The 24,636-nt window shown below is 66.4% G+C and carries 26 protein-coding genes and 2 pseudogenes; 22 read left to right on the forward strand and 6 right to left on the reverse strand.

The genetic code is table 11. The features are described from left to right. The 13 genes and pseudogenes from ACTJLF_RS27505 to ACTJLF_RS27565 all read left to right on the forward strand — a co-directional run. A pseudogene (locus ACTJLF_RS27505) lies at window positions 1–275 on the forward strand (RHS repeat-associated core domain-containing protein); the annotation flags it as partial. A gap of 362 nt (window positions 276–637) precedes the next feature. Further along, complete coding sequence (locus ACTJLF_RS27510; RefSeq protein ID WP_354324003.1) at window positions 638–988, forward strand: hypothetical protein; 351 nt, start codon at window positions 638–640, stop codon at window positions 986–988. A 78-nt stretch (window positions 989–1,066) separates the two neighbouring features. After that, window positions 1,067–1,624: an RHS domain-containing protein gene (locus tag ACTJLF_RS27515; protein WP_440884308.1), complete on the forward strand. Its 558-nt coding sequence runs from the start codon at window positions 1,067–1,069 to the stop codon at window positions 1,622–1,624. A gap of 259 nt (window positions 1,625–1,883) precedes the next feature. Continuing rightward, complete coding sequence (locus ACTJLF_RS27520) at window positions 1,884–2,075, forward strand: hypothetical protein (RefSeq protein ID WP_080647781.1); 192 nt, start codon at window positions 1,884–1,886, stop codon at window positions 2,073–2,075. 62 nt (window positions 2,076–2,137) lie between these two features. Beyond that, window positions 2,138–2,278, forward strand: a complete 141-nt coding sequence (locus ACTJLF_RS27525; protein WP_354323999.1) for a hypothetical protein — start codon at window positions 2,138–2,140, stop codon at window positions 2,276–2,278. A 3-nt stretch (window positions 2,279–2,281) separates the two neighbouring features. Next, window positions 2,282–2,467 (forward strand): annotated as a pseudogene (locus ACTJLF_RS27530) (RHS repeat domain-containing protein); the annotation flags it as partial. A gap of 218 nt (window positions 2,468–2,685) precedes the next feature. After that, complete coding sequence (locus tag ACTJLF_RS27535) at window positions 2,686–2,946, forward strand: Imm32 family immunity protein (protein WP_132751468.1); 261 nt, start codon at window positions 2,686–2,688, stop codon at window positions 2,944–2,946. A gap of 555 nt (window positions 2,947–3,501) precedes the next feature. Next, on the forward strand, window positions 3,502–3,861 hold the full coding sequence (locus tag ACTJLF_RS27540; RefSeq protein ID WP_354323995.1) for a hypothetical protein: 360 nt from the start codon (window positions 3,502–3,504) through the stop codon (window positions 3,859–3,861). Between the two features lie 85 nt (window positions 3,862–3,946). Further along, window positions 3,947–4,297, forward strand: coding sequence for an RHS repeat domain-containing protein (locus ACTJLF_RS27545; protein ID WP_132751465.1), 351 nt, complete (start codon window positions 3,947–3,949; stop codon window positions 4,295–4,297). A gap of 124 nt (window positions 4,298–4,421) precedes the next feature. Beyond that, entirely contained in the window at window positions 4,422–5,438 is a 1,017-nt protein-coding gene (locus ACTJLF_RS27550; RefSeq protein WP_019651913.1) for a sugar ABC transporter substrate-binding protein, read from the forward strand. Window positions 5,439–5,478: 40 nt separating this feature from the next. Beyond that, window positions 5,479–6,444 (forward strand): ABC transporter permease, encoded by a 966-nt coding sequence (locus ACTJLF_RS27555; protein ID WP_019651914.1) that lies wholly within the window; start codon window positions 5,479–5,481, stop codon window positions 6,442–6,444. A gap of 164 nt (window positions 6,445–6,608) precedes the next feature. Then, window positions 6,609–7,409 (forward strand): ATP-binding cassette domain-containing protein, encoded by an 801-nt coding sequence (locus tag ACTJLF_RS27560; protein ID WP_019651915.1) that lies wholly within the window; start codon window positions 6,609–6,611, stop codon window positions 7,407–7,409. After that, on the forward strand, window positions 7,402–8,631 hold the full coding sequence (locus ACTJLF_RS27565) for an ROK family transcriptional regulator (RefSeq protein WP_440884309.1): 1,230 nt from the start codon (window positions 7,402–7,404) through the stop codon (window positions 8,629–8,631). Before ACTJLF_RS27560 ends, ACTJLF_RS27565 begins: the two co-directional genes overlap by 8 nt. Here the strand turns inward: ACTJLF_RS27565 and ACTJLF_RS27570 are convergent. The 6 genes from ACTJLF_RS27570 to ACTJLF_RS27595 all read right to left on the reverse strand — a co-directional run bounded on the left by ACTJLF_RS27570 (window position 8,628) and on the right by ACTJLF_RS27595 (window position 14,571). Then, a complete protein-coding gene (locus tag ACTJLF_RS27570) occupies window positions 8,628–9,044 on the reverse strand; it encodes a DUF6194 family protein (RefSeq protein ID WP_132798447.1) in 417 nt (138 codons plus the stop codon). The genes ACTJLF_RS27565 and ACTJLF_RS27570 overlap by 4 nt on opposite strands. 25 nt (window positions 9,045–9,069) lie before the next feature. Continuing rightward, window positions 9,070–10,092, reverse strand: a complete 1,023-nt coding sequence (locus ACTJLF_RS27575) for a tripartite tricarboxylate transporter substrate-binding protein (protein ID WP_132751463.1) — start codon at window positions 10,090–10,092, stop codon at window positions 9,070–9,072. 13 nt (window positions 10,093–10,105) lie between these two features. Continuing rightward, the gene (locus tag ACTJLF_RS27580; RefSeq protein WP_206169100.1) at window positions 10,106–11,542 is read right to left on the reverse strand and encodes a sensor histidine kinase; all 1,437 of its coding nucleotides are present in this window, start codon (window positions 11,540–11,542) and stop codon (window positions 10,106–10,108) included. Between the two features lie 137 nt (window positions 11,543–11,679). Next, entirely contained in the window at window positions 11,680–12,345 is a 666-nt protein-coding gene (locus tag ACTJLF_RS27585; RefSeq protein WP_019651920.1) for a response regulator, read from the reverse strand. 327 nt (window positions 12,346–12,672) lie between these two features. Beyond that, window positions 12,673–13,683 carry a Bug family tripartite tricarboxylate transporter substrate binding protein gene (locus ACTJLF_RS27590; protein WP_019651921.1) on the reverse strand — a complete coding sequence of 337 codons (1,011 nt, stop codon included), beginning with the start codon at window positions 13,681–13,683 and terminating at the stop codon, window positions 12,673–12,675. 93 nt (window positions 13,684–13,776) lie between these two features. Next, window positions 13,777–14,571, reverse strand: a complete 795-nt coding sequence (locus tag ACTJLF_RS27595) for an IclR family transcriptional regulator domain-containing protein (RefSeq protein ID WP_126182295.1) — start codon at window positions 14,569–14,571, stop codon at window positions 13,777–13,779. 199 nt (window positions 14,572–14,770) lie between these two features. On the opposite strand from ACTJLF_RS27595, the gene ACTJLF_RS27600 reads away from it, so the two are divergent. The 9 genes from ACTJLF_RS27600 to ACTJLF_RS27640 all read left to right on the forward strand — a co-directional run bounded on the left by ACTJLF_RS27600 (window position 14,771) and on the right by ACTJLF_RS27640 (window position 24,590). Continuing rightward, window positions 14,771–15,694, forward strand: coding sequence for a shikimate dehydrogenase family protein (locus tag ACTJLF_RS27600; RefSeq protein WP_020722892.1), 924 nt, complete (start codon window positions 14,771–14,773; stop codon window positions 15,692–15,694). A 142-nt stretch (window positions 15,695–15,836) separates the two neighbouring features. Beyond that, entirely contained in the window at window positions 15,837–16,670 is an 834-nt protein-coding gene (locus ACTJLF_RS27605; RefSeq protein ID WP_019651924.1) for a shikimate dehydrogenase family protein, read from the forward strand. 23 nt (window positions 16,671–16,693) lie between these two features. After that, a complete protein-coding gene (pcaB, locus tag ACTJLF_RS27610) occupies window positions 16,694–17,908 on the forward strand; it encodes a 3-carboxy-cis,cis-muconate cycloisomerase (protein WP_126182293.1) in 1,215 nt (404 codons plus the stop codon). Further along, entirely contained in the window at window positions 17,905–18,336 is a 432-nt protein-coding gene (locus ACTJLF_RS27615) for a carboxymuconolactone decarboxylase family protein (RefSeq protein WP_019651926.1), read from the forward strand. Before pcaB ends, ACTJLF_RS27615 begins: the two co-directional genes overlap by 4 nt. Further along, the gene (locus tag ACTJLF_RS27620; protein ID WP_440884310.1) at window positions 18,333–19,565 is read left to right on the forward strand and encodes a multidrug effflux MFS transporter; all 1,233 of its coding nucleotides are present in this window, start codon (window positions 18,333–18,335) and stop codon (window positions 19,563–19,565) included. Before ACTJLF_RS27615 ends, ACTJLF_RS27620 begins: the two co-directional genes overlap by 4 nt. Further along, entirely contained in the window at window positions 19,562–20,326 is a 765-nt protein-coding gene (locus tag ACTJLF_RS27625; protein ID WP_440884311.1) for an alpha/beta fold hydrolase, read from the forward strand. Before ACTJLF_RS27620 ends, ACTJLF_RS27625 begins: the two co-directional genes overlap by 4 nt. Window positions 20,327–20,460: 134 nt before the next feature. Beyond that, window positions 20,461–22,338, forward strand: a complete 1,878-nt coding sequence (locus ACTJLF_RS27630) for a bifunctional sugar phosphate isomerase/epimerase/4-hydroxyphenylpyruvate dioxygenase family protein (protein WP_440884312.1) — start codon at window positions 20,461–20,463, stop codon at window positions 22,336–22,338. A gap of 88 nt (window positions 22,339–22,426) precedes the next feature. Then, window positions 22,427–23,836: an MFS transporter gene (locus ACTJLF_RS27635; RefSeq protein WP_019651930.1), complete on the forward strand. Its 1,410-nt coding sequence runs from the start codon at window positions 22,427–22,429 to the stop codon at window positions 23,834–23,836. Between the two features lie 64 nt (window positions 23,837–23,900). After that, window positions 23,901–24,590 (forward strand): DsbA family oxidoreductase, encoded by a 690-nt coding sequence (locus tag ACTJLF_RS27640; RefSeq protein ID WP_019651931.1) that lies wholly within the window; start codon window positions 23,901–23,903, stop codon window positions 24,588–24,590. Window positions 24,591–24,636: the final 46 nt, after the last annotated feature.

The following is a 24,636-nucleotide window of genomic DNA, read 5'->3' on the forward strand; positions in this document are numbered from 1 at the left end:
AAGGCAGTGTTGCCTGGTCGGCGCAGTACAAGGCGTGGGGAGAGGCGCGGGAGGCGATCAGCGAGGCTGGGAGAAGGGCGGGGTTCAGGAATCCGATTCGGTTTCAGGGGCAGTATTGGGATGAAGAGACCGGGCTGCACTACAACCGGTATCGGTATTACGACCCTGCGAACGGTAGATACGTCGCCCGTGATCCGATAGGTATCGTTGGGGGACTCAACGTATACGCGTACGCACCTAGCGCCGTAAGTTGGATAGACCCTCGCGGTTTGAGCGGTTTTCAACCGAAGAAACTCACTAGCGGAAGCGTGTTTAGAGGTGCTTCTGGAACTGCTGACAGCCTTACGCCGCGTCCAGGAATTGACGACACGCCAAAGGATTCTCGGCTACCCGGCCTTTCTGCCAATGTCGGCATTGAGGGATTGGGCCCAGGGAAGTATGTAGAGATTGATGTTGCTCATGCTTGCAGCTGTGGATTGGACGTAATACACGACAAGGCTGATGGGCACGTAACCATCAGACCCAAGGATGATCCGTCGAATGAGAGGTTGAAAAATTGGGCTGCCACGCGAGGTACCGGGGCTTCAAATTCATATACGGACGGATTGCTTGACAGTGTTAGGTCTCGAGGAAAAAAATGACGATTGATATTTTTTTTGAGTTTTTGTTGAGCTACTTAGGAAGAGTTGAAGAGGTGGTGCGGCAGAAAGTTGAAATTGAAAAATCTAACTCCGGATTTAATCGAAACTCCTCAAGCCCTTATGCGTACGTAAGTTTTTATCCTCACGAAATTGATTTGGTTGTTTCTGTTGAGCCGAAAGGCGGGTATTTTGAGATTTCAATTGAATTGATGAATCAGGAAGGGCAGGATCCAGAGTTGGTCTCTCGGTTTGAAGGGGCGCTTTCAGGTATTTTCTTTGAAATGGAGGATGGTTTTAATGAGGTGGTTTCGAAAATTTCTGATCGATTAGATAGAATTCCGGGTTGAGATCTTTATCGAGAGTTTGTCGAAAGCAGCCCAGGAACACATGCATTTCGAGAACGGGGCCATAGCAAGCGCGGCAACATGACCGAGCGCGTACGCAACGGCTGGCGAACCGTCTTCGCATGGGGCGGCTTCAACCGCATGACAGCGGCGACCGACCACAGCGGCATCACCACCACCTTCAGTTATGACGCGCTGGGGCGTCGTCTTTCCAAGAGTTCGGGCGACACCACGACGCTGTTCGGCTGGGACGGCGACGTGCTCGCATTCGAGAGCACGCAGAGCAGCTCAGCGATCGAGGAGGGCGGCGAGCACGGCTGGAGCGTGCACTACATCCACGAGCCGAACTCGTTCGTGCCGCTGATGCAGGTGCGCCGCGCGAGCGCGATGGCGCTGAGCGAGACGACGGATGCGAAGGCGCTGATGGAGGCCAATGGAGGCGCCTACGACATCGAGCAGGATCCGTTGTGGAACGGCGAGCAGAGGCAGGTGCCGCGGGCGTTCGATAGAAGGGAGATGGCGTTCTATCAGTGCGACCATCTGGGCACGCCGCAGGAATTGACGGACCACGAAGGCAGTGTTGCCTGGTCGGCGCAGTACAAGGCGTGGGGAGAGGCGCGGGAGGCCGATCCGAAATAAGAGCGTTGGCTGCTTCCAAGGATTAGTTGCAACCGGGCAGCCGGATTCTGCAGGATTGCCTCGTAAATGGAAATTTCCATGTGCTGGCAATCAAAGATTGCGCTTGAATCGCGGGGACATTGATCAGCAAACAGGATTGCCCTACAACGATCCGAAGGCTGCTGTGGATCACGTACAGGGGCATCAGCCGGATGGTTTGACAAAAATTGTGGCGCTGGCGGATGGGAGCGCGCATTTTCCAACGAAGGGGCCATAAAAAATGAGCGAATTATTAAAGCGATACACGTCAGCTGATGGTTGTGTTGACGCTTGGATTGAGCAGGAGTCGTCGATTCATCTGAAATCTGTTTCTAAATTTGGGGATCCAGTTGAGTTGACTGCCAAGGAGGCTCGAATATTGGCGGAAAATTTAAATAAATTGGCGGAATTGTTGGATGCGATGGACGAGTAGCACTACATCCACGAGGCGAACTCGTTCGTGCCGCTGGTACAGGTGTGCGCCGGGCGAGCGCGATGGCGCTGAGTGAAACCACCGACGCCAAGGCGTTGATGGAAGCCAGCGGAAGCGCCTACGACATCGAACTGGATCCGCTATGGAACGGCAGGCAGAGGCATGTGCCTCAGGCGTTCGACAGGAAGGATATGGCGTTCTAGCAGTGCGATCACCTGGGTACGCCGCAGGAGTTGACGGACCATGAGGGAAGCGTTGCGTGGTCGGCGCAATACAAGGCGTGGGGAGAGGCGCGGGTGTCGAAGGACCCGATCGGACTGAAAGGCGGTATCAATGTCCATCAGTACGCACCGAATCCTGTAAGTTGGATCGATCCGTTGGGCTTAGCTCGATCTGGTCAGTGGGTTACCGTTGGGAACGGTCGAATAAGAATTGATCCACCACATGTGGAGAATACGAACCAACAAGTTCATGCTCACTGCCAATGCAAGTCCAGAAAGCAGGAGATTGTTGTGAATAAGGACGGCACACAGAGCCAAGGATCGCGAGGGGACGTCTCTGGACTGACGCGAACAGAGAAAGATTATTTGCGTGAAAAGGGTTTCGATCTATGACTGAGCTTGGTGAAATGAAAATCGTTGGAACAACGGAAGGCGACGATAGGTCGTTAAAGCTGGATGAAATTTCCATCCTTGCCAAGCCGGAGGTTATTAGGGCTCTTGGTGTATTCCTAATTAGTGCGGCTTACGAAATGGATTCCAATGATGCTGAGCATGTGCACCTGCAAGATTCGATCTCGAACTTCTCATATGAGAATCACACTGATGTGATTGCCATCAATCAAGAAAAAGTGAAGTTGCATGTTGGTTAGCAGCTAAATGACCAAAGGGCCGCGTGAGCTACCCTTGGAATTAGCGGGTTTGTCGGCGAGGCGGATGATCTGCTCAACCTGTAATGCGGGAGTGTCTGGGCGGCGGCAATGGTGAGCTTGCCGCATATCATGTAAATTAAGGTGTCTTATGATTTGTCCGCGATGCGAGCAAGATGAAATTTTTGAGGCGAAAATAAAAGCAAATGGACGTTTGATTTTTATATGCCCCGAATGCGATGCGATGTGGCTGTCTGATAGCAAAATTGGCGGTGACAATTTTCTTGATTATGGGTCGTATATGAAATCTATCGGATTATCTCAATTGTGGGACGAGTTGGATGTTATGGAGCAGAAATGATGTGTGTGGTTCTTAAGGTATTTCCAAATTTCAAGTTGAATTGAGTGTGTTTGATAAATTGAGTCATCTGGTGTGGCCCTGTCACTACGACAAGGGCGACTGTAGTTAGAGGTTCGAATGGGATCATCACGGGGTATCCTGAGCTCGGGGCAGGGAGGCCCTGATCTATGCAAATATTTCTCGACTACATCCACGAGATGTACTACTACCTGCTCTCTATGAGTGACGACGATATCGATAATTGCTACATCAATGACAAGGCTTGTCGAGGCAAGCTATTTGAGGAGATGAAAGCTGACTTCGACACCTATGGACCAGTGAGCAAACAAAGGGTCTTGGATGCGATTGAATTCATCCTGTCATCAGGTGACATCAAAGGGTACTGGCGTGCCGCGGTGCCGCACGCGGTCCCACTCGACGACGTTGAGGACAAGCCTGCATATTTGCGTGAGCTTTATGAAAAGCTGACGGGGCATGTGCCACAGCCGAGAGACTTCGGCTCCGAAGTGGAGTTGGTCAATGCCGCTGGATCTCAAGCAATCGACGTAAGACTTTAAGGTCAAGCTTACGAATTCGAGTCGCGTCGATCGCTCGGCTCGGAATCTTCTCGATCGGCCTTGTCGGCAACATGCCGCCCCTCGGGTGACCAACGATCCCCTGAGGCACCCAGCCGGCAAGCTGCTGGACAACCTGCTGAAGAACTACGCCGGCACCAGCTACCGCTACGACGAACACGGCAACATGACCGAGCGCGTGCGCAACGGCTGGCGAACTGTATTCGCATGGGACGGCTTCAACCGCATGACCGCAGCGACCGACCACAGCGGCATCACCACCACCTTCAGTTATGACGCGTTGGGGCGGCGCCCTCGCAGAGAGAACTTGATTACTTCTTGGCCTGGGCGGGTTACCCATCTGCTTTCTCGCCGTCCGCCGTCGCGACCGTCTCCAGTGAGGCAGTCGCAGTTCAAACCTCGGGTTTTCGATAACTAAATCACCTTGATTTAGTCCCTCCACTACCCGATAGTCCCCTTGCGCCCGGACGCCCGCTTCCCACCCCGCGATCCGGATCCAAAACCGCAGGCGCAAACCAACCGCCCGCTCAAGGAGACAAACCATGCACACCAGCCCCCGCTCCGTCCTCGCCCTGGCTGCACTGTCGCTCGCCGCAGCCGCTGCGTCGACCGCTGCCTTCGCCGCCGACCAGCCCGTCATCGGCCTCGTGACCAAGACCGAAACCAACCCCTTCTTCGTGAAGATGAAGGAAGGCGCCCAGGAAGAAGCCAAGAAGCAGGGCGCGAAGCTGCTGTCCGGCGCGGGCAAGGCAGACGGCGACAACGCCGGGCAGATCACGGCGATGGAGAACATGATCGCGGCCGGCGCCAAGACCATCCTCATCACGCCGAGCGATGCCAAGGCCATCGTTCCCGCGATCAAGAAGGCGCGTGACAAGGGCGTGATGGTGATCGCGCTCGACAGCCCGGCCGATCCGCCGGATGCGACCGACGCGCTCTTCGCCACCAACAACTACACCGCCGGCGTGCTGATCGGCGAGTACGCCAAGGCCGCGATGGCGGGCAAGCCGGCGAAGATCGTCGCGCTCGACCTGCTGCCGGGCCACCCGGTGGGTGCTCAGCGGCACAACGGCTTCATGAAGGGCTTCGGCCTGCAGGCCAACGACGCGAAGTCGAACGAGTTGTCGAAGGCGCCCGAGATCGTCTGCATGGCCGACAGCTACGGCGACCAGGCCAAGGCGCAGACGGTGATGGAGAACTGCCTGCAGAAGGCGCCCGACGTGAACCTGGTCTACACCATCAACGAGCCCGCCGCCGCCGGTGCGTACAACGCACTCAAGCGCGCCGGCAAGGAAAAGGGCGTGATGATCGTGTCGGTCGACGGCGGCTGCCAGGGCATCAAGGACACGGCCGCCGGCATCATCGCCGCGACCTCGCAGCAGTACCCGCTGAAGATGGCCGCGATGGGCGTGGCCGCGGGTGTCGAATACGCCAAGACGGGCAAGAAGGCTTCGGGCTATGTCGATACGGGCGTGACGCTGATCGCGGGCAAGAGCGTGGCGGGCGTCGACAGCAAGGACACCAAGACCGGTGCCGAGCTGTGCTGGGGCAAGAAGTAAGCAGCCGAGCTGACGACGAATTCCAGGGAGGCACATCTCGATGGCGAAATCCGCATCAGCCACGCACCACATCCCGTGGGGCGCCCTGGGGCCGTGGCTGGCCCTGCTGGGCGCATGCATCTTCTTCGCGACCCAGTCCGACCGCTTTCTCACGGGCGGCAATCTCTCGCTGATCCTGCAGCAGGTGATGGTGGTCGGCGTGATCGCCATCGGCCAGACGCTGGTGATCCTCACGGCGGGCATCGACCTGTCGTGCGGCATGGTGATGGCGCTGGGCGGCATCATCATGAGCAAGTTCGCCACCGAGCTCGGCCTGCCGGCGCCGGTGGCCATCCTCTGCGGCATCGGGGTGACGACGCTGTTCGGCCTTGCCAATGGCCTTCTGGTCACCCGCATCAAGCTGCCGCCGTTCATCGTGACGCTGGGCACGCTGAACATCGCCTTCGCGATCACGCAGCTTTATTCGTCGTCGCAGACCATCACCGACCTGCCCGGCGGCCTCACGGGCCTGGGCACCACCTTCACCATCGGCGGAGCCGAAGTGGCCTGGGGCTCGGTGCTGATGGTGGTGCTCTATTTCCTCGCGTGGTTTGTGCTGCGCGAGACGGCGGCGGGGCGGCACGTCTACGCGGTGGGCAATAACGCCGAGGCCACGCGCCTCGTGGGCATCCCGACCCAGCGCGTGCTGCTGGGCGTGTACGTGATGGCGGGCGTGCTCTACGGCATCGCCTCGCTGCTGTCGGTGGCGCGCACCGGCGTGGGCGACCCGAACGCTGGCCAGACCGAGAACCTCGACGCCATCACGGCCGTGGTGCTCGGCGGCACCAGCCTCTTCGGCGGCCGCGGCATCGTGCTGGGGTCGCTGATCGGCGTGCTGATCGTGGGCGTGTTCCGCAACGGGCTCACGCTGATGGGCGTGTCCTCGATCTACCAGGTGCTGGTGACAGGCATCCTGGTGATCCTGGCCGTGACGGCCGACCAACTCTCGCGCAGGGGAGCCCGCTAGCATGAAGCTCACCCCCAGTCTTCGCGCACTTCGTGTCGCTTCGCCAACCCCCTTGCAGGGGGCAACGCCTGCGGCCGGGCAGAGCCCGTTCCGCGGCGTTCCCCGAGGGGGCCGCGCCAGTCTCGTCGGCCGCAGTTCGCGTGCCAGCGTGGTGGAGAACTGAAATGAACACCACTACTACGGACCGCAAGGTCGTGATGCAGGCCAAGGGCCTGGTGAAGCGCTACGGACAGGTCACCGCGCTCGCCGGCGTCGACTTCGAGCTGCGCGAGGGAGAGATCCTCGCGGTGATCGGCGACAACGGCGCGGGCAAGTCCTCGCTCATCAAGGCGCTGTCGGGCGCGATCGTGCCCGACGAGGGGCAGATCCTGCTCGACGGCAAGCCGGTCAACTTCCGCAATCCGCTGGAGGCGCGCCGCGCGGGCATCGAGACGGTCTATCAGGACCTGGCCGTGGCGCCTGCCATGACCATCTACGAGAACCTGTTCCTCGGACGTGAGCTGCGCCGGCCCGGCTTCATGGGCAACGTGCTGCGCATGCTCGACAAGAAGAAGATGCTGCAGGAAAGCACCGCGCGCATGGCCGACCTGAAGGTCGGCATCCAGTCGATGACGCAGGCGGTCGAGACGCTCTCGGGCGGCCAGCGCCAGTGCGTGGCCGTGGCGCGCAGCGCGGCCTTCGCGCGGCACGTGGTCATCATGGACGAGCCCACCGCCGCGCTCGGCGTGAAGGAGGGCAACATGGTGCTGGAGCTGATCCGCCGTGTGCGCGACCGCGGCCTGCCCGTGGTGCTCATCAGCCACAACATGCCGCACGTGTTCGAGGTGGCCGACCGCATCCACGTCGCCCGCCTGGGCCGCCGAGCGGCCGTGCTCGACCCGAAGAAGATCAGCATGAGCGACACCGTCGCCGTCATGACCGGCGCCATGCCGCCCGACCAGCTGCCCGCGGAGGCGCATGCCTGATGCGCAAGCACCCCCAGCTGTGCGCACGCCCGACCTGCTGCGGCCCCGCGGCTCCAACCAGGTCGGCATGCGCCAGTTCAACGAGCGCACGGTACTGCAGGCGCTGCGCGTTCACGGCAGCCTGCCCAAGGCCGACCTGGCCCGGCTGACCGGGCTGAGCGCGCAGACCATCGGGCTCATCACGGCGCGGCTGGAGGAAGACGGACTCATCGTCAAGCAAAGCCGCGTGCGCGGGCGCATCGGCCAGCCCTCTGTGCCGCTGGCGCTCAACCCCGACGGCGCCTTCGCCATCGGCATCAAGGTGGGCCGGCGCGGCGCCGAATGGCTGCTGATCGACTTCGCTGCGCAGGTGCGCGAGCGCCACGCCATCGGCTACGACTTTCCCGATGCCGACGAACTGCTGCCCGCCATCGCGCAGCACATCCACCGACTGCGCGACGGCCTGGGGCCGCTGGCCGCGCGCAACGTGGGCGTGGGACTGGCCGCGCCCTTCCTGCTCGGTGGCTGGCACCGCACGCTGGGGCTGTCGAAGGCGCAGTCGGACCTGTGGAACCAGATGGACCTGGCCGCCGAGGTGCGGTCGCGAATCGACCTGCCGGTGAGCTTCGCGCGCGACACGGTGGCGGCCTGCGTGGCCGAACTGGTGGGCGGGCGCGGGCACGACCTGAAGAGCTTTCTCTACATATTCGTCGACACCTTCGTGGGCGGCGGGCTGGTCATCAACTCGCACCTGCACACCGGCGCGCATGGCAATGCGGGCGCGCTGGCATCGCTGCCGATGCAGCCGCCGGGCACCCGTGGGGCGCTGCCGCCGCAGCTGGTCGCGCAGGCATCGCTGTGGGAGCTCGAACAGCGCCTGTCGGCCGAAGGCCTGGACCCCATGGCCGCCTACGACGACCGCGCGCTGCAGCCGCCTTTCGCGCAGACCACGACGGCCTGGCTGGCCAGCGCATCGCAGGCGCTGGCGCATGCCATCGTGTGCGGCACCGCCATGCTCGACCTCTCCGACGTGGTGGTGGACGGCTCCATGTCACGCCTGTTGCTGCAGGCGCTGCTCGACCAGACCCGCGACGCGCTCGACCACTGCAACTGGGAAGGCCTCTGGCAGCCGCAGCTGCATGGCGGCAAGGCCGGCGTGCAGGCCTGCGCACTGGGTGGCGCGATGCTGCCGCTGCACGCGAACTTCGCGCCGGACCACGATGTGTTCCTGAAGGCGGCCTAGCCCGCGTGCCCGCCCTGACCGGTCTTTCGCGATCGCGCGAGGCTCAGCGCCTCGGCGATCAGCGGCTTGACCCTCTCGAAGGTCTTGGCGCTCGGGTTGATCACGCTGACCCAGTACATCTTCGCGTAAAGCGGATGCGGCATCAGCGTGTCGATCGCGCCGTAGTCGGGCGCGGCCGGCTGCTCGCCGAAGAGCGCGCGGAAGGTCTCCTTGCCCACGCCGAGGTTCAGCCGGAACACGCCAGGGCGGTCCAGCTTCGAGGCGTTGTCGAACTCGTTGTCCTTCGTCACGATGGTCGCGAAAGGGAACTTGTCGTCGCCGTCGTGGAAGAAGAAGGTGTTGTCGTCGGCGATCTGGAAATGGCCGCCGGCCAGCATGTCGATGAGGTATTGGGTGATCGCGTCTTCGGTCATGGGCGCGATCTTGCCCGTGTTCTCGTCAGGAGGTCGGCCAGCGCCGCAGCCCCAGTTCGTCGGCCAGCCGACGGTAGGCCTTGAGCTGCGCCTGCACGTAGTCGTCGAGCGCGGTGCCGGTGAGGGCGAAAGGGTAGAGCCCGTGCTGCTCGCGCAGGGCTGCATAGCCGGGTGCGGCGCCCGCCTCGCGGAACGCGGCGACCCAGGCCCGCACGGCGGGCTCGGGCACGTCGGCGCTCAGGTACAGGCCGCGCACCGTCGGCCACACGAGGTCCACCCCTTGCTCGCGCGCGGTCGGCACGCCGGTGAGCGCGCCGCCCAGGCGGTTCTCCGACAGCACAGCGAGCAGCCGCACCGGCGTGCCGCCTGCCATGGCCTGCAGCGCCTCGGCGGCGTCGCCGGGGAACGCGTCGACATGCCGGCCCTGCAGCGCGCTCAACGCGTCGCCGCCGCCTTCGAAGGAGACGAATCGCATCGCCTTGTGGTCGCGCCCGGCCGCGCGCACCAGCAGCGCGGCCTTCACCCAGTCCTGGCTGCCCACGGTGCCGCCCGCGCCGAAGGCGATGCGCGACGGGTCCTGCCGCAGCGCGGCGACCAGGTCCTGCAGGCGCCTGAAGGGCGAGTCGCGGTGCACGGCGACCACGCCGTAGTCGGTGCCCAGCGTGGCGATCCAGCGCACGGCCGAAGGCGGATGGGGCCCGAAGCGGCCCTGCGCCAGGTTGAGCAGCGAGCCGCTGGAGAACGCCACCAGCGTGCCCGGCCCGCCGAGCTTGCCGGTGGCGATGCGGTCGAAGGCCACGGCGCCGATGCCGCCCGGCAGGTAGCGCTGACCCAGCGGCGGGCGCGCCGGCCGCACGGCCTGCAGCGCGTCGCGCGCAAGGGCGCAGGTCAGTGCGAAGCCGCCGCCGGCCTTGGCGGGAATCACGCAGTCGGCAGCTTCCTCGGAAGGGTCGCCGGCGGCGGCCATCGCGCGCAGGCCGAAGGACGGCGCGAGCAGCGCACACAGCGCCCGCAATGCGTGACGTCGGTGGAGGGCAGGAGATGGCATGGCGGCGGACCTGTCAGTTGGAGGTTGGGGCCGACGAGGTGCGCGGCCACCAGATGATCGCGTGCAGCCCCGGTCCGGCCTCCCTGGCTTCGAGCCGCAGCTCGCCGCGATGCCGCTGTGCGATGGAGCGCGCGATGGCCAGCCCGAGCCCGAACCCGCCCTTGCCGGCACGTGCGCCGCGGAGGAAGCGCTGGCCCAGTGCGGCGCGTTCTTCCTCACTGAGGCCGGGGCCGTTGTCCTCGACGTTGAGGCTCCAGCCCGCTGCGTCACTGGCAGCGAAGAGCGTGATCGTTCCTTGTGCGGGGGTGTAGGCGATCGCGTTGCTCACCAGGTTGCCGAGCGCCTCGCGCATCAGCGCGCGGTCGGCCACGGCGGGGAAATCGGGCATGGCGGAGTGGATGCCCAGATCGATGCCCAGGTCGATGCGCTTTGCGCGCGCCAGAGGCAGCAGGTCGACGGCCACTTCGCGCAGCAGCGCCTCCAGGTCGAACTCGGCCGGCTCCACCGACACGGTGTCGCTGCGGCCCAGGGCCAGCAGCTGCTGGGCGCTGCGCGTGGCGCGGGCGATCTCGGCGCCGAGTGCGTCGAGCGCGGCTCGCACCTGCGCCGGGTCTTCCTCGCGCCGCGCGTAGTCGGCCTGCATCTGCAGCGTGGTGAGGTGGGTGCGCAGCTGGTGCGAGGCGTCGTCGAGGAACTGCCGTTGCTGCGAGACCAGCTCCTGCGTGCGCGACATCTGCTGGTTGACTGCCGCCACCAGCGGCCGCACCTCGGCGGGCAGGTCGGTCTCGGCGATGCGCGTGAGGTCGTCGCTGGTGCGCGCGCCCACCTCGCGCGCCAGCCGCGAGAGCGGCCGCAGCGCCGCCGCGAGCGCGATGGCGGTGCCGCACAGCAGCATCGCCAGCACCAGCCCGTCGCGCAGCGCCGCGCTGCGCACGAATCGCGCGCTGAATTCCTGCCGCGAGCGCGTGCTCTCGCCGACCTGGATCAGCACGCTGCGCCCGGTGCTGCCGGCCGGCGTGCGGTCGAGGTCGCGGCGGTAGGCCGCGAGCCGAACGGCCTCGCCGAAGTAGGTGGCGTCGTAGAAGGCCGGCACGCCCATCGCGAGCTCGGCGGGCGGAGCGGGCAGGTCTGCGCTGCCGAGCTCGACCAGCCCGTCGGAAGTCGAGACGCGGAAGAACACCTGCCCGCTCGCCGTGAGCTCGAAGAACTCGAACATCGTGTACGGCAGTTCGACGGAGAGCCCGCCCGAGGCGGTCGAGATGTTGGCATCGATGGACTTGAGCGCGCCGAGCAGCGAGCGGTCGTAGGCGGCGTTGGCGGCTGCCAGCGCGTCGTGCCGCGTCATCCACAGCTCGATGCAGGTCACGACGAGCAGGGCGGGGAAGAGCAGCAGCGCCAGCCGCTGCCAGAGGCTCGCGCGCCGCAGACGGGCCGTGAAGTTCAGCGGCATGCCCACGACGCGAGAAATCCAGGCGTTCTCTTCGCGAAACACCGTGGAGCTGGCTCCGCCGGGCCGCAGACGCCGCCCCCGGCGCAGGGGGAGGAGAAGCGACACGAAGTGGGCGAAGCCCGGGGCCGTGTCCTCATCTAGTCAGCTTCCAGCACATAGCCCAGCCCGCGCAGCGTGACGATGCGCACGCCGCTGCCGTCCAGCCGCTTGCGCAGCCGGTAGACGAAGACTTCCACTGCCTCGGGGTGCACTTCTTCGTCGTCGGAGAACACGCGCTCCAGGATCTGCTGCTTCGACAGCGGCTCGCCGCTGCGCTGCACCAGCACGCGCAGCACCGCCAGCTCGCGCGGCGAGAGCGCCAGCGCCTCGCCGTTGAGCGTGAAGTGCCGTCGCGCCCCGTCGTACACCAGCGCGCCGCAGGCCTGGCGCGGATGCTCCACGCCGCGCGCGCGGCGCACCAGCGCATGCAGCCGCGCCTCGAGTTCGGCGAGTGCGAAGGGCTTGGCGAGGAAGTCGTCGGCGCCCGCGTTGAGCGAGGCCACGCGCTCGTTCACCGAGTCGCGCGCAGTGAGGATCAGCGCCGGCAGCCGCTGGTCGCGCTCGCGCAGCCGCTGCAGCACCGTGTGCCCGTCGAGCCCGGGCAGGCCGAGGTCGAGCACCAGCGCGTCGTGGTCGCGCTGCTGCAGGGCACGGTCGGCCAGCCGCCCGTCGTCCACCCATTCGACCTGGATGCCCGCGTGCTCAAGCGCCTTGCACAGCCAGGTGCCCAGGGTGTGTTCGTCTTCGGCAAGAAGGATGCGCATCGACCGATCCTATTAGGGCCGGATATTTTCGCGAAACACCGCGGAACCGGCTTTGCCGGGCCGCAGGTGTTGCCCCCTGCAAGGGGGTGGCGCAGCGACACGAAGTGCGCGAAGCCTGGGGGTGAGTCCGAGGCCACCGCGGAACCGGCTTTGCCGGGCCGCAGGTGTTGCCCCCTGCAAGGGGGTAGGCGCAGCGACACGAAGTGCGCGAAGCCTGGGGGTGAGTCCGAGGCCGCCGCGGAACCGGCTTTGCCGGGCCGCAGGTGTTGCCCCCTGCAAGGGGTGGGCGCAGCGACACGAAGTGCGCGGAGCCTGGGGGTTTGCCAATCAGTCCGGCTTGATGTTTGCCCTTGCGATGACCTTCTGCCAGCGTGCCTGCTCGGACGCGATGAACTGCGCGAACTGCTCCGGCGTGCCGCCGACGGCTTCGGCCGCGTCGTTGGTCAGCCGCTGCATCGAGTCGGGCGACTTCACCGCCTTCATCGTCTCGGCCGAGAGCTTGGCGAGCTGCGGCGGCGTGATGTTGGCCGGCGCGAGCATGCCGTACCACTGCGTCATCTCGAAGCCGGGGAAGCCCTGTTCGGCCACGGTCGGCACGTCGGGCAGCTGCGGCAGGCGCTTGGCGGAGCCGGTCGCGATGCAGCGCACCTTGCCTGCCTTGATGAACTGCAGCACCGCCGCAGCGCCGATGGCCGATGCGTCGAGCCGGCCGGAGAGCAGGTCGGTCACCATCGGGCCGGTGCCGCGGTAGGGCACGTGCAGCATGAAGACGTCGGCCGTCATCTTCAGGTATTCGAATGCCAGGTGGCCTGCGCTGCCGTTGCCCGCCGAGCCGTAGCTGAGCTTGCCCGGCTTCGACTTGGCGTAGGCGATGAACTCCTTGAGGTTCTTCGCCGGCACGTCGGGGTGCACCACGTAGAGGCTGGGCACCTTGGCCAGCAGGCTCACCGGCTTGAAGTCCTTGTTCGCGTCGTAGGGCAGCTTGGCGAAGATGTACGGGTTGACCGCCAGCGTGCCGATGTGGCCCAGGATGATCGTGTGCTGGTCGGTCGCGCGCGCCACCTCGCCCATCGCGATGTTGCCGGCCGCGCCCGGCTTGTTGTCGACGAACACGCTCTGGCCGATGGTGCGCGAGAGTTCCGCAGCGGTCGAGCGCGCGACGATCTCCGAACTGCCGCCCGGCGCGAAGGGCACGACGAAGCGGATCGACTTGCTGGGCCAGGCGTCTTCGGCGAAGGCCATCGAGGGCAGCAGGCCGCCGAAGGCTGCCGCGCCGCCGGCCTGGAGCAGGCCGCGGCGGCTCAGGCGGGCGTCATGGGGGAAGAGGGGGGCGGACATGTTGCTTGTGTCTCCAGCGCTTTTTGGATTGAAAGCGCGCATCGTGCCCGGGGGATGCTGTCGGAAAGCTGTCAGTCCGGACGGCCACCCGGGTCAGATCAGGTTACGCATCGCCTGCGCCGTCTCCCGCAGGACCGGCAGCACCCGAGTCACCGCATCCTCCGAGCTCTCGTGCCCCATCGGCATGGTGATGTTCAGCGCTCCCACCAGCGTGCCGTGCCGGTCGCGCAGCGGCACCGCGATGCCGCGCGAGTTCAGGTCGAGCTGCTGTTCGGAAAGGGCCCAGCCTTGCGCCCGGATGCGCGCGAGTTCGAGCTTCATGCGCTCCATGCTCGCGATGGTGTGCGAGGTGAAGACGGTGAGCTTGCGCGTGGTGAGCCACTCGTCGAGTTCGGCGTCGCTGCGCAGTGCCAGCATCAGCATGCCGGAGGCGGTGACTTGTGCCGGCACGCGCGCGCCGAGCACGTAGCCGGTGCTCATGCTGCGGTTGGGGCCGTTGCGGGCGATGTAGACCACCTCGTCGCCGTCCATCACGCTGAGGTAGGCGATCTCGTTGGTGCCGGCGGCCACCCGCTGCAGGAAGGGCTGCACCACGCGCGGCAGGCGGGCCGACTCCAGGTACGACTGGCCCAGGCGCAGCACGCGCGGCGTGAGCCAGAACAGCTTGCCGTCGCTGGCGACATAGCCCATGTGCTGCAGGGTCAGCAGGTAGCGCCGCGCGGCGGTGCGGGTCATGTTCGTGCGCTGGCCGGCCTGGCTGGCGGTGAGGCGCGGGTTGGCGTCGTCGAAGGCTTCGATGATGCTCACGCCGCGTTCCAGGCCGGCGATCCAGTCGCGCTTGTCCAGGCCTGGTGGGGGCGCCGGGTCGTGGTTGCTGTCCTTGCTCATGGGCGGAAGTGTGATCTGGCGAGAAGGGTTCGAGTTTGCAATTGGTGCAGGTGAAAACCCTTGAAGTGATCGATCATTGAATTCGAAAGATCGATGATCGCACGTTTTGATGTCCCGAAGGCTGCAGGGGTTGGCTGGAGAGACTATAAAGCTCGCCATCCGCCCTCCAAAAGAGCGATTGACGAACGGAAGCACGCACATGAGCCATTCCATCAGCGGCAGCACCCAGGCTTACCTGATCCCCGGCGACCCGGTTCGCAACGTGCGGCTGCCGCGCATGTTCAATGCGGCTTTCGAGCGCTTCGGCATCGACGCGGTGCTGCTGCCCATGCAGGTGCCGGTGCGCGACTTCGCGGTGTTCTTCAAGTCGGCCTTCCTCGCGCGCAACGTGCGCGGCATGGTGATCGCTCCGCCGCACAAGCCGCTGGTGGTCGACCTGCTTGAAGGCTGCGGGCTCTTCGGCCGCGTGGCAGGCTCTGTCAACGTGGTGCGCCGCACCGAGGGCGACCAGCTCGAGGGCGATCTCTTCGACGGCGAGGGCCTGATCGGCGCACTCGACCACTACAACATTCCCTTCCGCGGCAAGCGCGTGCTGATCCTGGGCGCGGGCGTGAGCGCCGCGGCCATCGGCGTCGCGCTGGCCGAGGGCGGCACGGTGAACGGCGCCGCCCACATCGCCATGTACGACAAGGCCGCCGGCAAGGCGGCCGGCGTGGCCGCCAAGCTCGACGCCTTCTTCGACGCCGAGGTGGTCGCCGCCGACAGCAATGCGCCCGAGGGCTTCGACCTCGTCATCAACGCCACGCAGCTGGGTCTGAGCGACGACGACGCGGCGCCGGTCGACGTGACGCGCATGGACAGCCACGCCGCGCTCTTCGACATCCTGCTGCGCAACCAGCCGACGCCGCTGGTGCGCGCGGCCCGTGCGCGCGGGCTCAATGCGCAGGCCGGCTTCGAGATGCTGATCCAGCAGATGCCGCATTACTTCCGCTACTTCGGCCACATGGACGCGGCGGATGCGATGACAGCCGACGCCGGTTTCCTGCGCGAAATCATCTATCCGCCCGCGATGCGCGCCGAGATCGCGCAGCCGCTGCGCTACCACTCACCGAGCGTGGCGTGAATGGCTCACCCCCAGGCTTCGCGCACTTCGTGTCGCTTCGCCAACCCCCTTGCAGGGGGCAATGCCTGCGGCCCGGCGAAGCCGGTTCCGCGGCATTCCTGGAAGAAACCTTCGACCTTTGACTGCACAGATTGATCCACCAATGATTTCCGGCAAATCCACCCTCATCGCCCACATCGGCTTTCCCACGGAGGCCTTCAAGGCCCCGATGATCTACAACCCCTGGTTCGACAAGCACGGCATCGACGCCGTGGTCGTGCCCATGGGCGTGAAGCCCGAGGACTACGCGGTGTCGCTGCCGCAGATCTTCAAGTTCAGCAACATCCGCGGCGCGCTGGTGACCATGCCGCACAAGGTGACGACGATGTCGCTGGTCGACGAAGTGACGCCCACCGCGCGCGTGGCCGGTGCCTGCAACGCCATCCTCAAGCGCCCCGACGGCACGCTGCTGGGCGACCAGTTCGACGGCGCCGGCTTCGTGCGCGGCGTGGAGCGCAAGGGGCGGCTCTTCAAGGGCACGCGGGTGCTGGTGTCGGGCGCGGGCGGCGTGGGCTCTGCCATCGCGGCGTCGATCGCCGCGGCGGGCGCCGCAGAGCTGATGCTGTTCGACATGAGCGAGGCTTCGGCCAACGCGCTGGCCGCGCGCCTTCGCGAGCACTATCCGCAGATGAAGGTGGCCACCGGCTCGAAGGACCCGGCCGGCTACGACGTGGTGGTCAACGCCACGCCGCTGGGCATGAAGGAGGGCGATCCGCTGCCCTTCGACGTGGACCGCATCGACCCTTCGACCTTCGTCGGCGAGGTGGTCATGAAGACCGAATACACGCCGCTGCTGCAGGCCGCCAGGGCCAAGGGCTGCCAGGTGCAGGTGGGCACCGACATGCTGTTCGAGATGATTCCGGCGTACCTGGAGTTCTTCGGCTTCGGCACCGCCTCGCCCGAGGAACTGCGCGCCGTGGCGCAACTGAAATACTGAAAGAAGAAAGGAAGGCTCGTCCGATGAGTATTTTCGAAGGCTTCCTCTCCACATCCGAAACGCTGGGCGCGTTCAGCGACCGTGCCTTCGTCGACGCCATGCTGCGCTTCGAGGCCGCGCTGGCGCGCGCGCAGGCGGCCGAGGGGCTGATCCCCGAGAGCGCCGCCAACTCGATCGTCAGCAGCTGCAAGGTCGAGCTGTTCGACGTCGCCAAGATCGTTCGCGAGAGCGGACGTGCCGGCAGCGTCGCGATCCCGCTGGTGAAGGCGCTGCGCGAGGCCGTGGGCCTCTTCAATGCCGAGGCCGCGGCCTTCGTGCATTTCGGCAGCACCAGCCAGGACGTGATCGACAGCGCGATGGCGCTGGTCACGCGCGAGGCTGTCGCGCTGATCGAGGCCGACCTCGCCAAGGCCGCCGACGCGCTCCTGCGCCTGGCCGTGACGCATGCCGAGACCCCGATGCTCGCGCGCACGCTGATGCAGCCGGCCTCGGTGACCAGCTTCGGCTTCAAGTGCGCCGGCTGGGCCGCGCCGCTGGTGCGCAGCCGCATCCGCCTGCGCGATGCCGCCAAGCATGCGCTGCAGCTGCAGCTCGGCGGCGCCATCGGCACGCTGGCGCAGATGAAGGGGCAGGGCGCGGCCGTGCGCAAGCGCATGGCCAAGGAACTCGGCCTGGGCGACCCCGGCGCGACCTGGCATACACAGCGCGACGAATGGGTCGCGCTCGGCTGCGAGCTGGGCCTCATGACCGGCAGCCTGGGCAAGATCGCGGTCGACATCTCGCTGCTCGGCCAATACGAAGTCAGCGAAGTCACCGAGCCCAGCGAACCGGGGCGCGGCGGCTCGTCGGCCATGCCGCACAAGCGCAACCCGGTGGCCTCAATGGTCGCCATCGCTGCCGCGCACCGCGCGCCGCAGCGCGTGGCCGCGTTGCTCGGCGCCATGCCGCAGCAGCACGAACGCGCGCTCGGCGCATGGCAGGCGGAGCTGGGCGAATGGCCGCAGCTCCTGATGTCGGCGCATGGCAGCGTGCGTGCGATGGCCGGTGCATTGCCCGGCCTGCAGGTCGACGCCGCGCGCATGCGCGCCAACATCGACCGGCTGCGCGCCGAACTCCCGCGCGACGCGGCGGACGAATGGTTCGCCCCCGCGCTCGCCCACGAAGCCGGACAGACCGCGCTTGCCGAAGTGAAGGCGCTGCAGGCCCGGCTCGACGCACAAAAGGAACTATCCCAATGACCACCCCCGAAAACCCGCCCGTGGAACCCGGCGTCTATGAAGCCGGCCTCGTCAACCGCCGCCGCGTGCTCGGCGACGCCTGGGTCGACAAGTCGCTGGCCAACCGCAACGGCTTCAACGCCGAGTTCCAGGAGCTCATCACGCGCCACGCCTGGAACGACATCTGGGGCCGACCCGCGCTGGGCGACAAGACGCGCCGCTTCATGGTGCTGTCGATGATGCTGGGCATCCATGCCTATGAAGAGTTCGCGATGCACGTGCGCGCCGCGCTCGACGGCCCGCCCGAGTCGCGCCTCACGCCGGACGAGATCAAGGAAGTGATCATGATGGCCGCCATCTACTGCGGCGTGCCCGTGGCCAACCACGCCTTCGGCATTGCGACGGGCATCCTGCGCGAGAAGGGCCTGCTGCCGCCGCTGGCGCAGTGACCGCGCCGCCTGCCTCAGGGAGGGGCGGGAAGGGGCGCTTCGACGTCACCTTCACGCTGCTCCTGCCGCTGCTGCTCGCAGCGCAGCCGGTGGCCACCGACAGTTATCTTCCCGCGCTCCCCGCCATCGCCAGGGAGCTCGGCTCGGCCAGCACCAGCCTCACGCTGTTCGTGCTGGCCTTCGGCTTTGCGCAGTTGCTGTGCGGGCCGCTGGCCGACCGCTTCGGGCGTAGGCCGGTGCTGCTGGCGGGGCTGGGCTGCTACACGCTCGCGGCGCTGGGCGGTGCGTTCGCCGGCAGCGTGGCGCTGCTAGCGGGCTGGCGTGCGCTGCAGGGCTTCTCGATGGCGGCCATCCTGGTGTGCTCGCGTGCCGCGGTGCGCGACCTCTATCCCGCGCACGAAGGCCCGCATGTCATGGCGCGCGGCCTCACGGGCCTGGGCATCGTCGGGCTGATGGCGCCGCTGCTCGGCGCGTGGCTGGTGCAGGGCGCCGGCTGGCGCTGGGTGATGGCGGCCATGGCGCTCTATGCCGCCATCCTGTTCGCGATGTGCTGGCGCTCGTTCGGCGAGACGCGACGGCCCCTGGGCGAGGGCGAGTCGTCCGCGCCGCGCGGCAGCACGCGCGCCGTGTTCGCGAGCCGCTCGTTCCGTGCCTGGGCCTCGGTGGCGGCCACCACCTATGGGGGCTTGTTCTGCTTCCTGCTGCTCTCGCCGATGGTCTACATCGGCTACCTGGGCTGGTCGCCCGCCTGGTACGGCTGGATTCCGGCCGGCGGCTCGCTGGTCTACATCTTCAGCACCACCATGTGCCGCAGCCTCCTGCGGCGCTACGGGCCCGTGCGCACGGTGAAGCTGGGCGCGTCGCTGAGCCTGGCCGGCGCCACCATCCAGGCGCTGGGCTGCTGGCTCATGCCGCTGAGCGCGGTGCCGCTGTTGTTCGGACACGCCGTCTACTGCCTGGGCCACGGCATCCACCAGCCCTGCGGGCAGGCGGGTGCGGTGGGCGACCTGCCGCACCTGGCCGGCCGGGCCGTGTCGTGGTCCGGCTTCGGCATGATGATGGTCGCGTTCTGCGCAGGGCAGCTCGCCGCGCGGTTCGTCGACGCCGGTTTTTCCAACGGCGCCTGGCCGATGGTCCTGCCCATGCTGCTGGCCGGCAGCGTGCTGGTGGCGATCGCGTTCCTCTGGCTGCCGCGTCTGCAACACCCGAAAAAGGAAACCACACCATGACCCGTTTGAATGTCGTTCGCGAGGGCAACGGCCCCATCGTCGTGCTCAGCCATGCGCTCGGCTGCGACCTGAGCATGTGGGACGGCGTGGCCGCGCAGCTCGCCCGCGCCCACACGGTGCTGCGCTACGACCACCGCAACCACGGCGCCTCGGAGGTGGTGCCAGGCGAGTTGCGCATCGAGACGCTGGCGCAGGACGCGGCCGAGCTCATCCGACGCGAGGCGGGCGGCGAGCCCGTGCACTTCGTCGGCCTCTCGATGGGCGGCATGACGGCGCAGGCGCTGGCGGTGCGCCACCCCGAGCTGCTGAAGACGATCGTGATCGCCAATTCCGCCGCGCACTACCCCGACCAGACGCCCTGGCGCACGCGCGTCGAGACCGTCGGCGCCAAGGGCGTGGCCGCCATCGCGCCCGGCGCGGTGTCGCGCTGGCTCACGCCGGCGTGGGCCGCCACGGCCGAAGGCGCGGAAGCCGCGAAGAAGCTGCACGACGTGCTGGTGCGCACCGACGCGCAGGGCTACATCGAGAGCTGCAACGCCGTCGCGGCGATCGACTTCCGCGAGAGCAACCACCGCGTCGTGGTGCCCACGCTGGTCATCGGCGGGCTGCAGGACGAAGCCACGCCGATGGCGATGTCGCAGGCCATGGCCGCAGCCATTCCGCATGCGCGGCTGCAAACCATCGATGCCGCGCACCTGAGCGCCGTCGAGCGGCCGGCGGAATTCGCGCAGCTGCTGATCGATTTCTGGCGCAGCCTCTGAGCGCCGATGGCGGGATGCGCGGCCTAGGTGTATCCCGTATTTCGTGCGAATAACGGTTGCGAGTGATCGATGATCGATCAAAACTGAGCTGAATAGATTGTGACGATGCCCGGGTGTTCCTAAAGTCCACCCCCATGCATCGCTCCATCGCCACCGTCTCGCTCAGCGGCACGCTCCGCCAGAAGCTCGAAGCCGTCGCCGACGCCGGCTTCGACGGCATCGAGCTGTTCGAGGCCGACTTCATCAACTTCAAGGGCACGGCCGCCGAACTGGGCCGCATCGCCGGCGACCTGGGCCTGAGCATCGACCTTTACCAGCCGTTCCGCGACTTCGAAGGCATGCCCGAGGCGCAGTTCCGCCGCAGCCTGGAGCGCGCCGAGCGCAAGTTCGACCTGATGCAGGCCATGGGCGCACCGACGATGCTGTGCTGCTCCAACACGTCGCCGCTGGCCATCGACGACCCCTCGCTGGCGGCCGCCCAGCTGCACGAACTGGCCGAACGCGCCGCGCGCCGCAACCTGCGCGTGGGCTTCGAGGCGCTGGCCTGGGGCCGCTACACCTCGCTGTACGGCCAGGCCTGGGAGATCGTGAAGCAGGCGAACCACTCGCACCTGGGCCTGATCCTCGACAGCTTCCACACCCTCTCGCTGAAGGACGACCCGGCCGGCATCGCCGCCATTCCCGGCGACAAGATCTTCTTCCTGCAGATGGCCGACGCGCCGCTGCTGTCGATGGACGTGATCCAGTGGGCGCGCCACCACCGCTCGTTCCCGGGGCAGGGCGACTTCGACGTGATCGGCTTCTTCGAGCAGGTGCTGCGCGCGGGCTACACCGGGCCGCTGTCGCTGGAGATCTTCAACGACATCTTCCGCGAGACACCGAACCGCCGCACCGCCGTGGATGCGATGCGTTCGCTGCTGTACCTGGAGAGCGAAGCGCGCCAGCGCCTCGCCAAGCCTTCGGTGCCGCAGCAGGTGACGCTGTTCGACCCGCCGCCGGTGCCGGCGCTCTCGGGCCTGTCGTTCATCGAGTTCGCAGCCGACGAGGCTTCGGCCGCGACGCTGGCAACGCTGGTCGGCCAGCTGGGCTTCCGCCGCATCGGCAGGCACCGCTCCAAGGCGGTGACGCTGTACCGCCAGGGCGACATCAACCTGATCGTCAACGCTCAGCCCGACTCCTTCGCGCGTCAGCGCTTCGAGGCGCACGGCACCTCGGTCTGCGCACTGGGCGTGCGCTGCGACGATCCGCTGGCTGCGGTGGGCCGCGCCACCGCCATGCGCTCGCAGCGGCACGACAGCCCGGTCGGTCCCAACGAGCTGCGCGTGCCGGCCATCGTGGCGCCGGGCGGCAACCTGATCCACTTCGTGCCCGAGATGCTGGGTGCCGATGGCCTGTACGAGAGCGACTTCATCCTCGAAGACGAGGGCGCAGGCGCCAACGATGCGGGCCTGCGGCGCATCGACCACGTGGCACTGGGCCTGGCGCTCGACCAGCTCGACACCTGGGTGCTGTTCACGCGCGCCGTGCTCGGCCTGGAGCCCGGCGAGAGCCTGGAGCTGGCCGACCCGTTCGGGCTGATCCGCAGCCGCGGCGTCGCCAACGCCGACCGCAGCCTGCGCCTGGTGCTCAACGTGTCGCTGAGCCAGCGCACCCGCACCGCGCGCACGCTGAGCGTGACCGGCGGCGGCGCGGTGCACCACATCGCCCTGAGCTGCGCCGACATCTTCGAGACCGCCGCGAAGCTGCGCGCCAACGGCACGCGCTTCGTGCCGATCTCCGACAACTACTACGACGACCTGGCCACCCGCATCGACATCGACCCCGCGCTGCTTTCGCGCATGCGCGAATCGGGCGTGCTGTTCGACCGCTCGCCGGCCGGCGACTACCTGCACATCTACACCGAGAGCTTCGAGAGCGGACTGTTCTTCGAGGTCGCGCAGCGCGTGGGCGGCTACGACGCCTATGGCGCGCTCAACGCACCGGCGCGCATGGCGTCGCAGGCGCAGGACTGACAGAGGCCCGCAGGCGCATCGACAGACCGTTTCGTTCGACAGACAGAGAGCTGATTTCTTTTTTTCACGTCACCACTGGAGACAACACATGGCAAACACCTCAGCCCATGAGCCGCAAGGCAGGCACCAGTCGAAGAAGGCCGCGGCAAGCGGCTGGATCGGCTCGGCGCTGGAGTACTACGACTTCTTCATCTACGCCACCGCCGCTGCGCTGATCTTTCCGCAGATCTTCTTCCCCAAGGGCGACCCGACGACGGCCATCGTCGCCTCGCTCGCGACCTACGGCGTGGGCTACGTGGCACGCCCCATCGGCGCCTTCGTGCTCGGCCACTGGGGCGACACGCACGGGCGCAAGCAGGTGCTGGTGCTTTGCATGTTCCTGATGGGCTTTTCGACCGTGGCCGTCGGCCTGCTGCCGACCTACGACCAGGTCGGCCTGCTGGCGCCGGTGCTGCTGGTGCTGCTGCGCCTGGTGCAGGGCTTCGCGGTGGCGGGCGAGATCTCGGGCGCGAGCTCGATGATCCTGGAGCACGCACCCTTCGGGCGACGCGGCTTCTTCGCGAGCTTCACGCTGCAGGGCGTGCAGGCCGGCCAGATCCTGGCGGCCGCCGTGTTCCTGCCGCTGGCGCACTACATGCCGGAGGACGCGTTCAATTCCTGGGGCTGGCGCATCCCGTTCCTGCTGAGCTTCCTGGTGATCGTGGCGGGCTACATCATCCGCCGCGAGGTCGACGAGACCCCGGCCTTCGCCGAAGTCGACAAGAAGGGCGAAACGGCCAAGGCGCCGATCATCCAGGCCTTCACCGACAGCTGGGCCGACATGCTGCGCGTGGTCTGCATGGCGCTGATGAACGTCATTCCGGTGGTGGCCACCGTGTTCGGCGCGGCCTACGCCGTGCAGGCCGCTTACGGGATCGGCTTCCAGAAGGACGTGTACCTGTGGATCCCTGTGCTCGGCAACATCCTGGCCGTGATCGTCATCCCGTTCGTGGGCAACCTGTCGGACCGCATCGGCCGCCGCCCGCCGATCATCGTCGGCGCGCTGATCTCGGGCCTGCTGTCGTTCGTGTACCTGTACGCCATCAGCATCCGCAACGTGCCGCTGGCCATCGTCATGTCGCTGCTGATGTGGGGCGTGATCTACCAGGGCTACAACGCGACCTTCCCGAGCTTCTATCCGGAACTGTTCCGCACCCGCAACCGCGTCTCGGCCATGGCCATCTCGCAGAACATCGGCACCACCTTCACCGCGCTGCTGCCGGCCCTGTTCGCCGCCGTCGCGCCCCCCGGCTCGACCAACGTGTGGTTCACCGTGGGTGCCATCACCTTCGCGGTGACCGTGCTGTCCGCACTGGCCGCCTTCAGCGCCCGCGAAACCTACCGCATCCGCATGCGCGACCTGGGCGACCCGAACGCGGTGCCGGTCGACAAGCAGGAGTACGACCGCCTGCGCGAGCAGACGATGCAGGAAGCGCGCGTGACCAGGGTCGCGGCCTGAGGCCGGCGCGGCAGGCGAAGACCTTTCGCCTGCCAAGGGTTGTGGCGCCGGGAAGAATGGCGCCATGACCTCCACATCTTCCCCCTCCCGCCTCAAGATCGACTTCGTCTCCGACGTGTCCTGTCCCTGGTGCGCCATCGGCCTGAGTTCGCTCGAGGCGGCGCTGGGCAAGGTGGCGCCGGAGATCACCGCGGAGCTGCACTTCCAGCCCTTCGAGCTGAACCCGCAGATGCCGCCCGAAGGCCAGGACACCTTCGAGCACCTCAACCAGAAGTACGGCTCCACGCGCGAGCAGCAGGCCCAGTCGCGCGAGATGATCCGCCAGCGCGGCGCGGCGGTGGGCTTCGAGTTCAGCCCCGAGGGCCGTCCGCGCGTCTACAACACCTTCGATGCCCATCGGCTGCTGCACTGGGCCGAACTGGAGAGTTCCGATAAGCAGGCGGCGCTCAAGAAGCTGCTGCTGAAGGCCTACTTCACCGACAGCCAGAATCCTTCCGACCCCGAGGTGCTGGTGCGCGCCGCCACCGAGGCGGGGCTCGATCCGGTTCGAGCCCGGCAGATCCTGGAAAGCGACGAGTTCGCGCAGGAAACCCGTGAACGCGAGCGCATGTACACCGATGCCGGCATCCACTCGGTGCCCGCGATCATCATCAACGACAGGCATCTCATCTCGGGCGGCCAGCCCGTCGAAGTGTTCGAGCGGGCCCTGCGCCAGATCGCCGGTGCTGCTCCTTCGAGCCTTGCCACAGCCTGACTTAGCTGGCACTTAGGCGCCGGCTTTGCCCGGCGTTACGACGGTA

Origin of the sequence: Variovorax sp. 22077, assembly GCF_052044195.1 — a bacterium.
GTDB classification, from domain to species: domain Bacteria; phylum Pseudomonadota; class Gammaproteobacteria; order Burkholderiales; family Burkholderiaceae_C; genus Variovorax; species Variovorax atrisoli.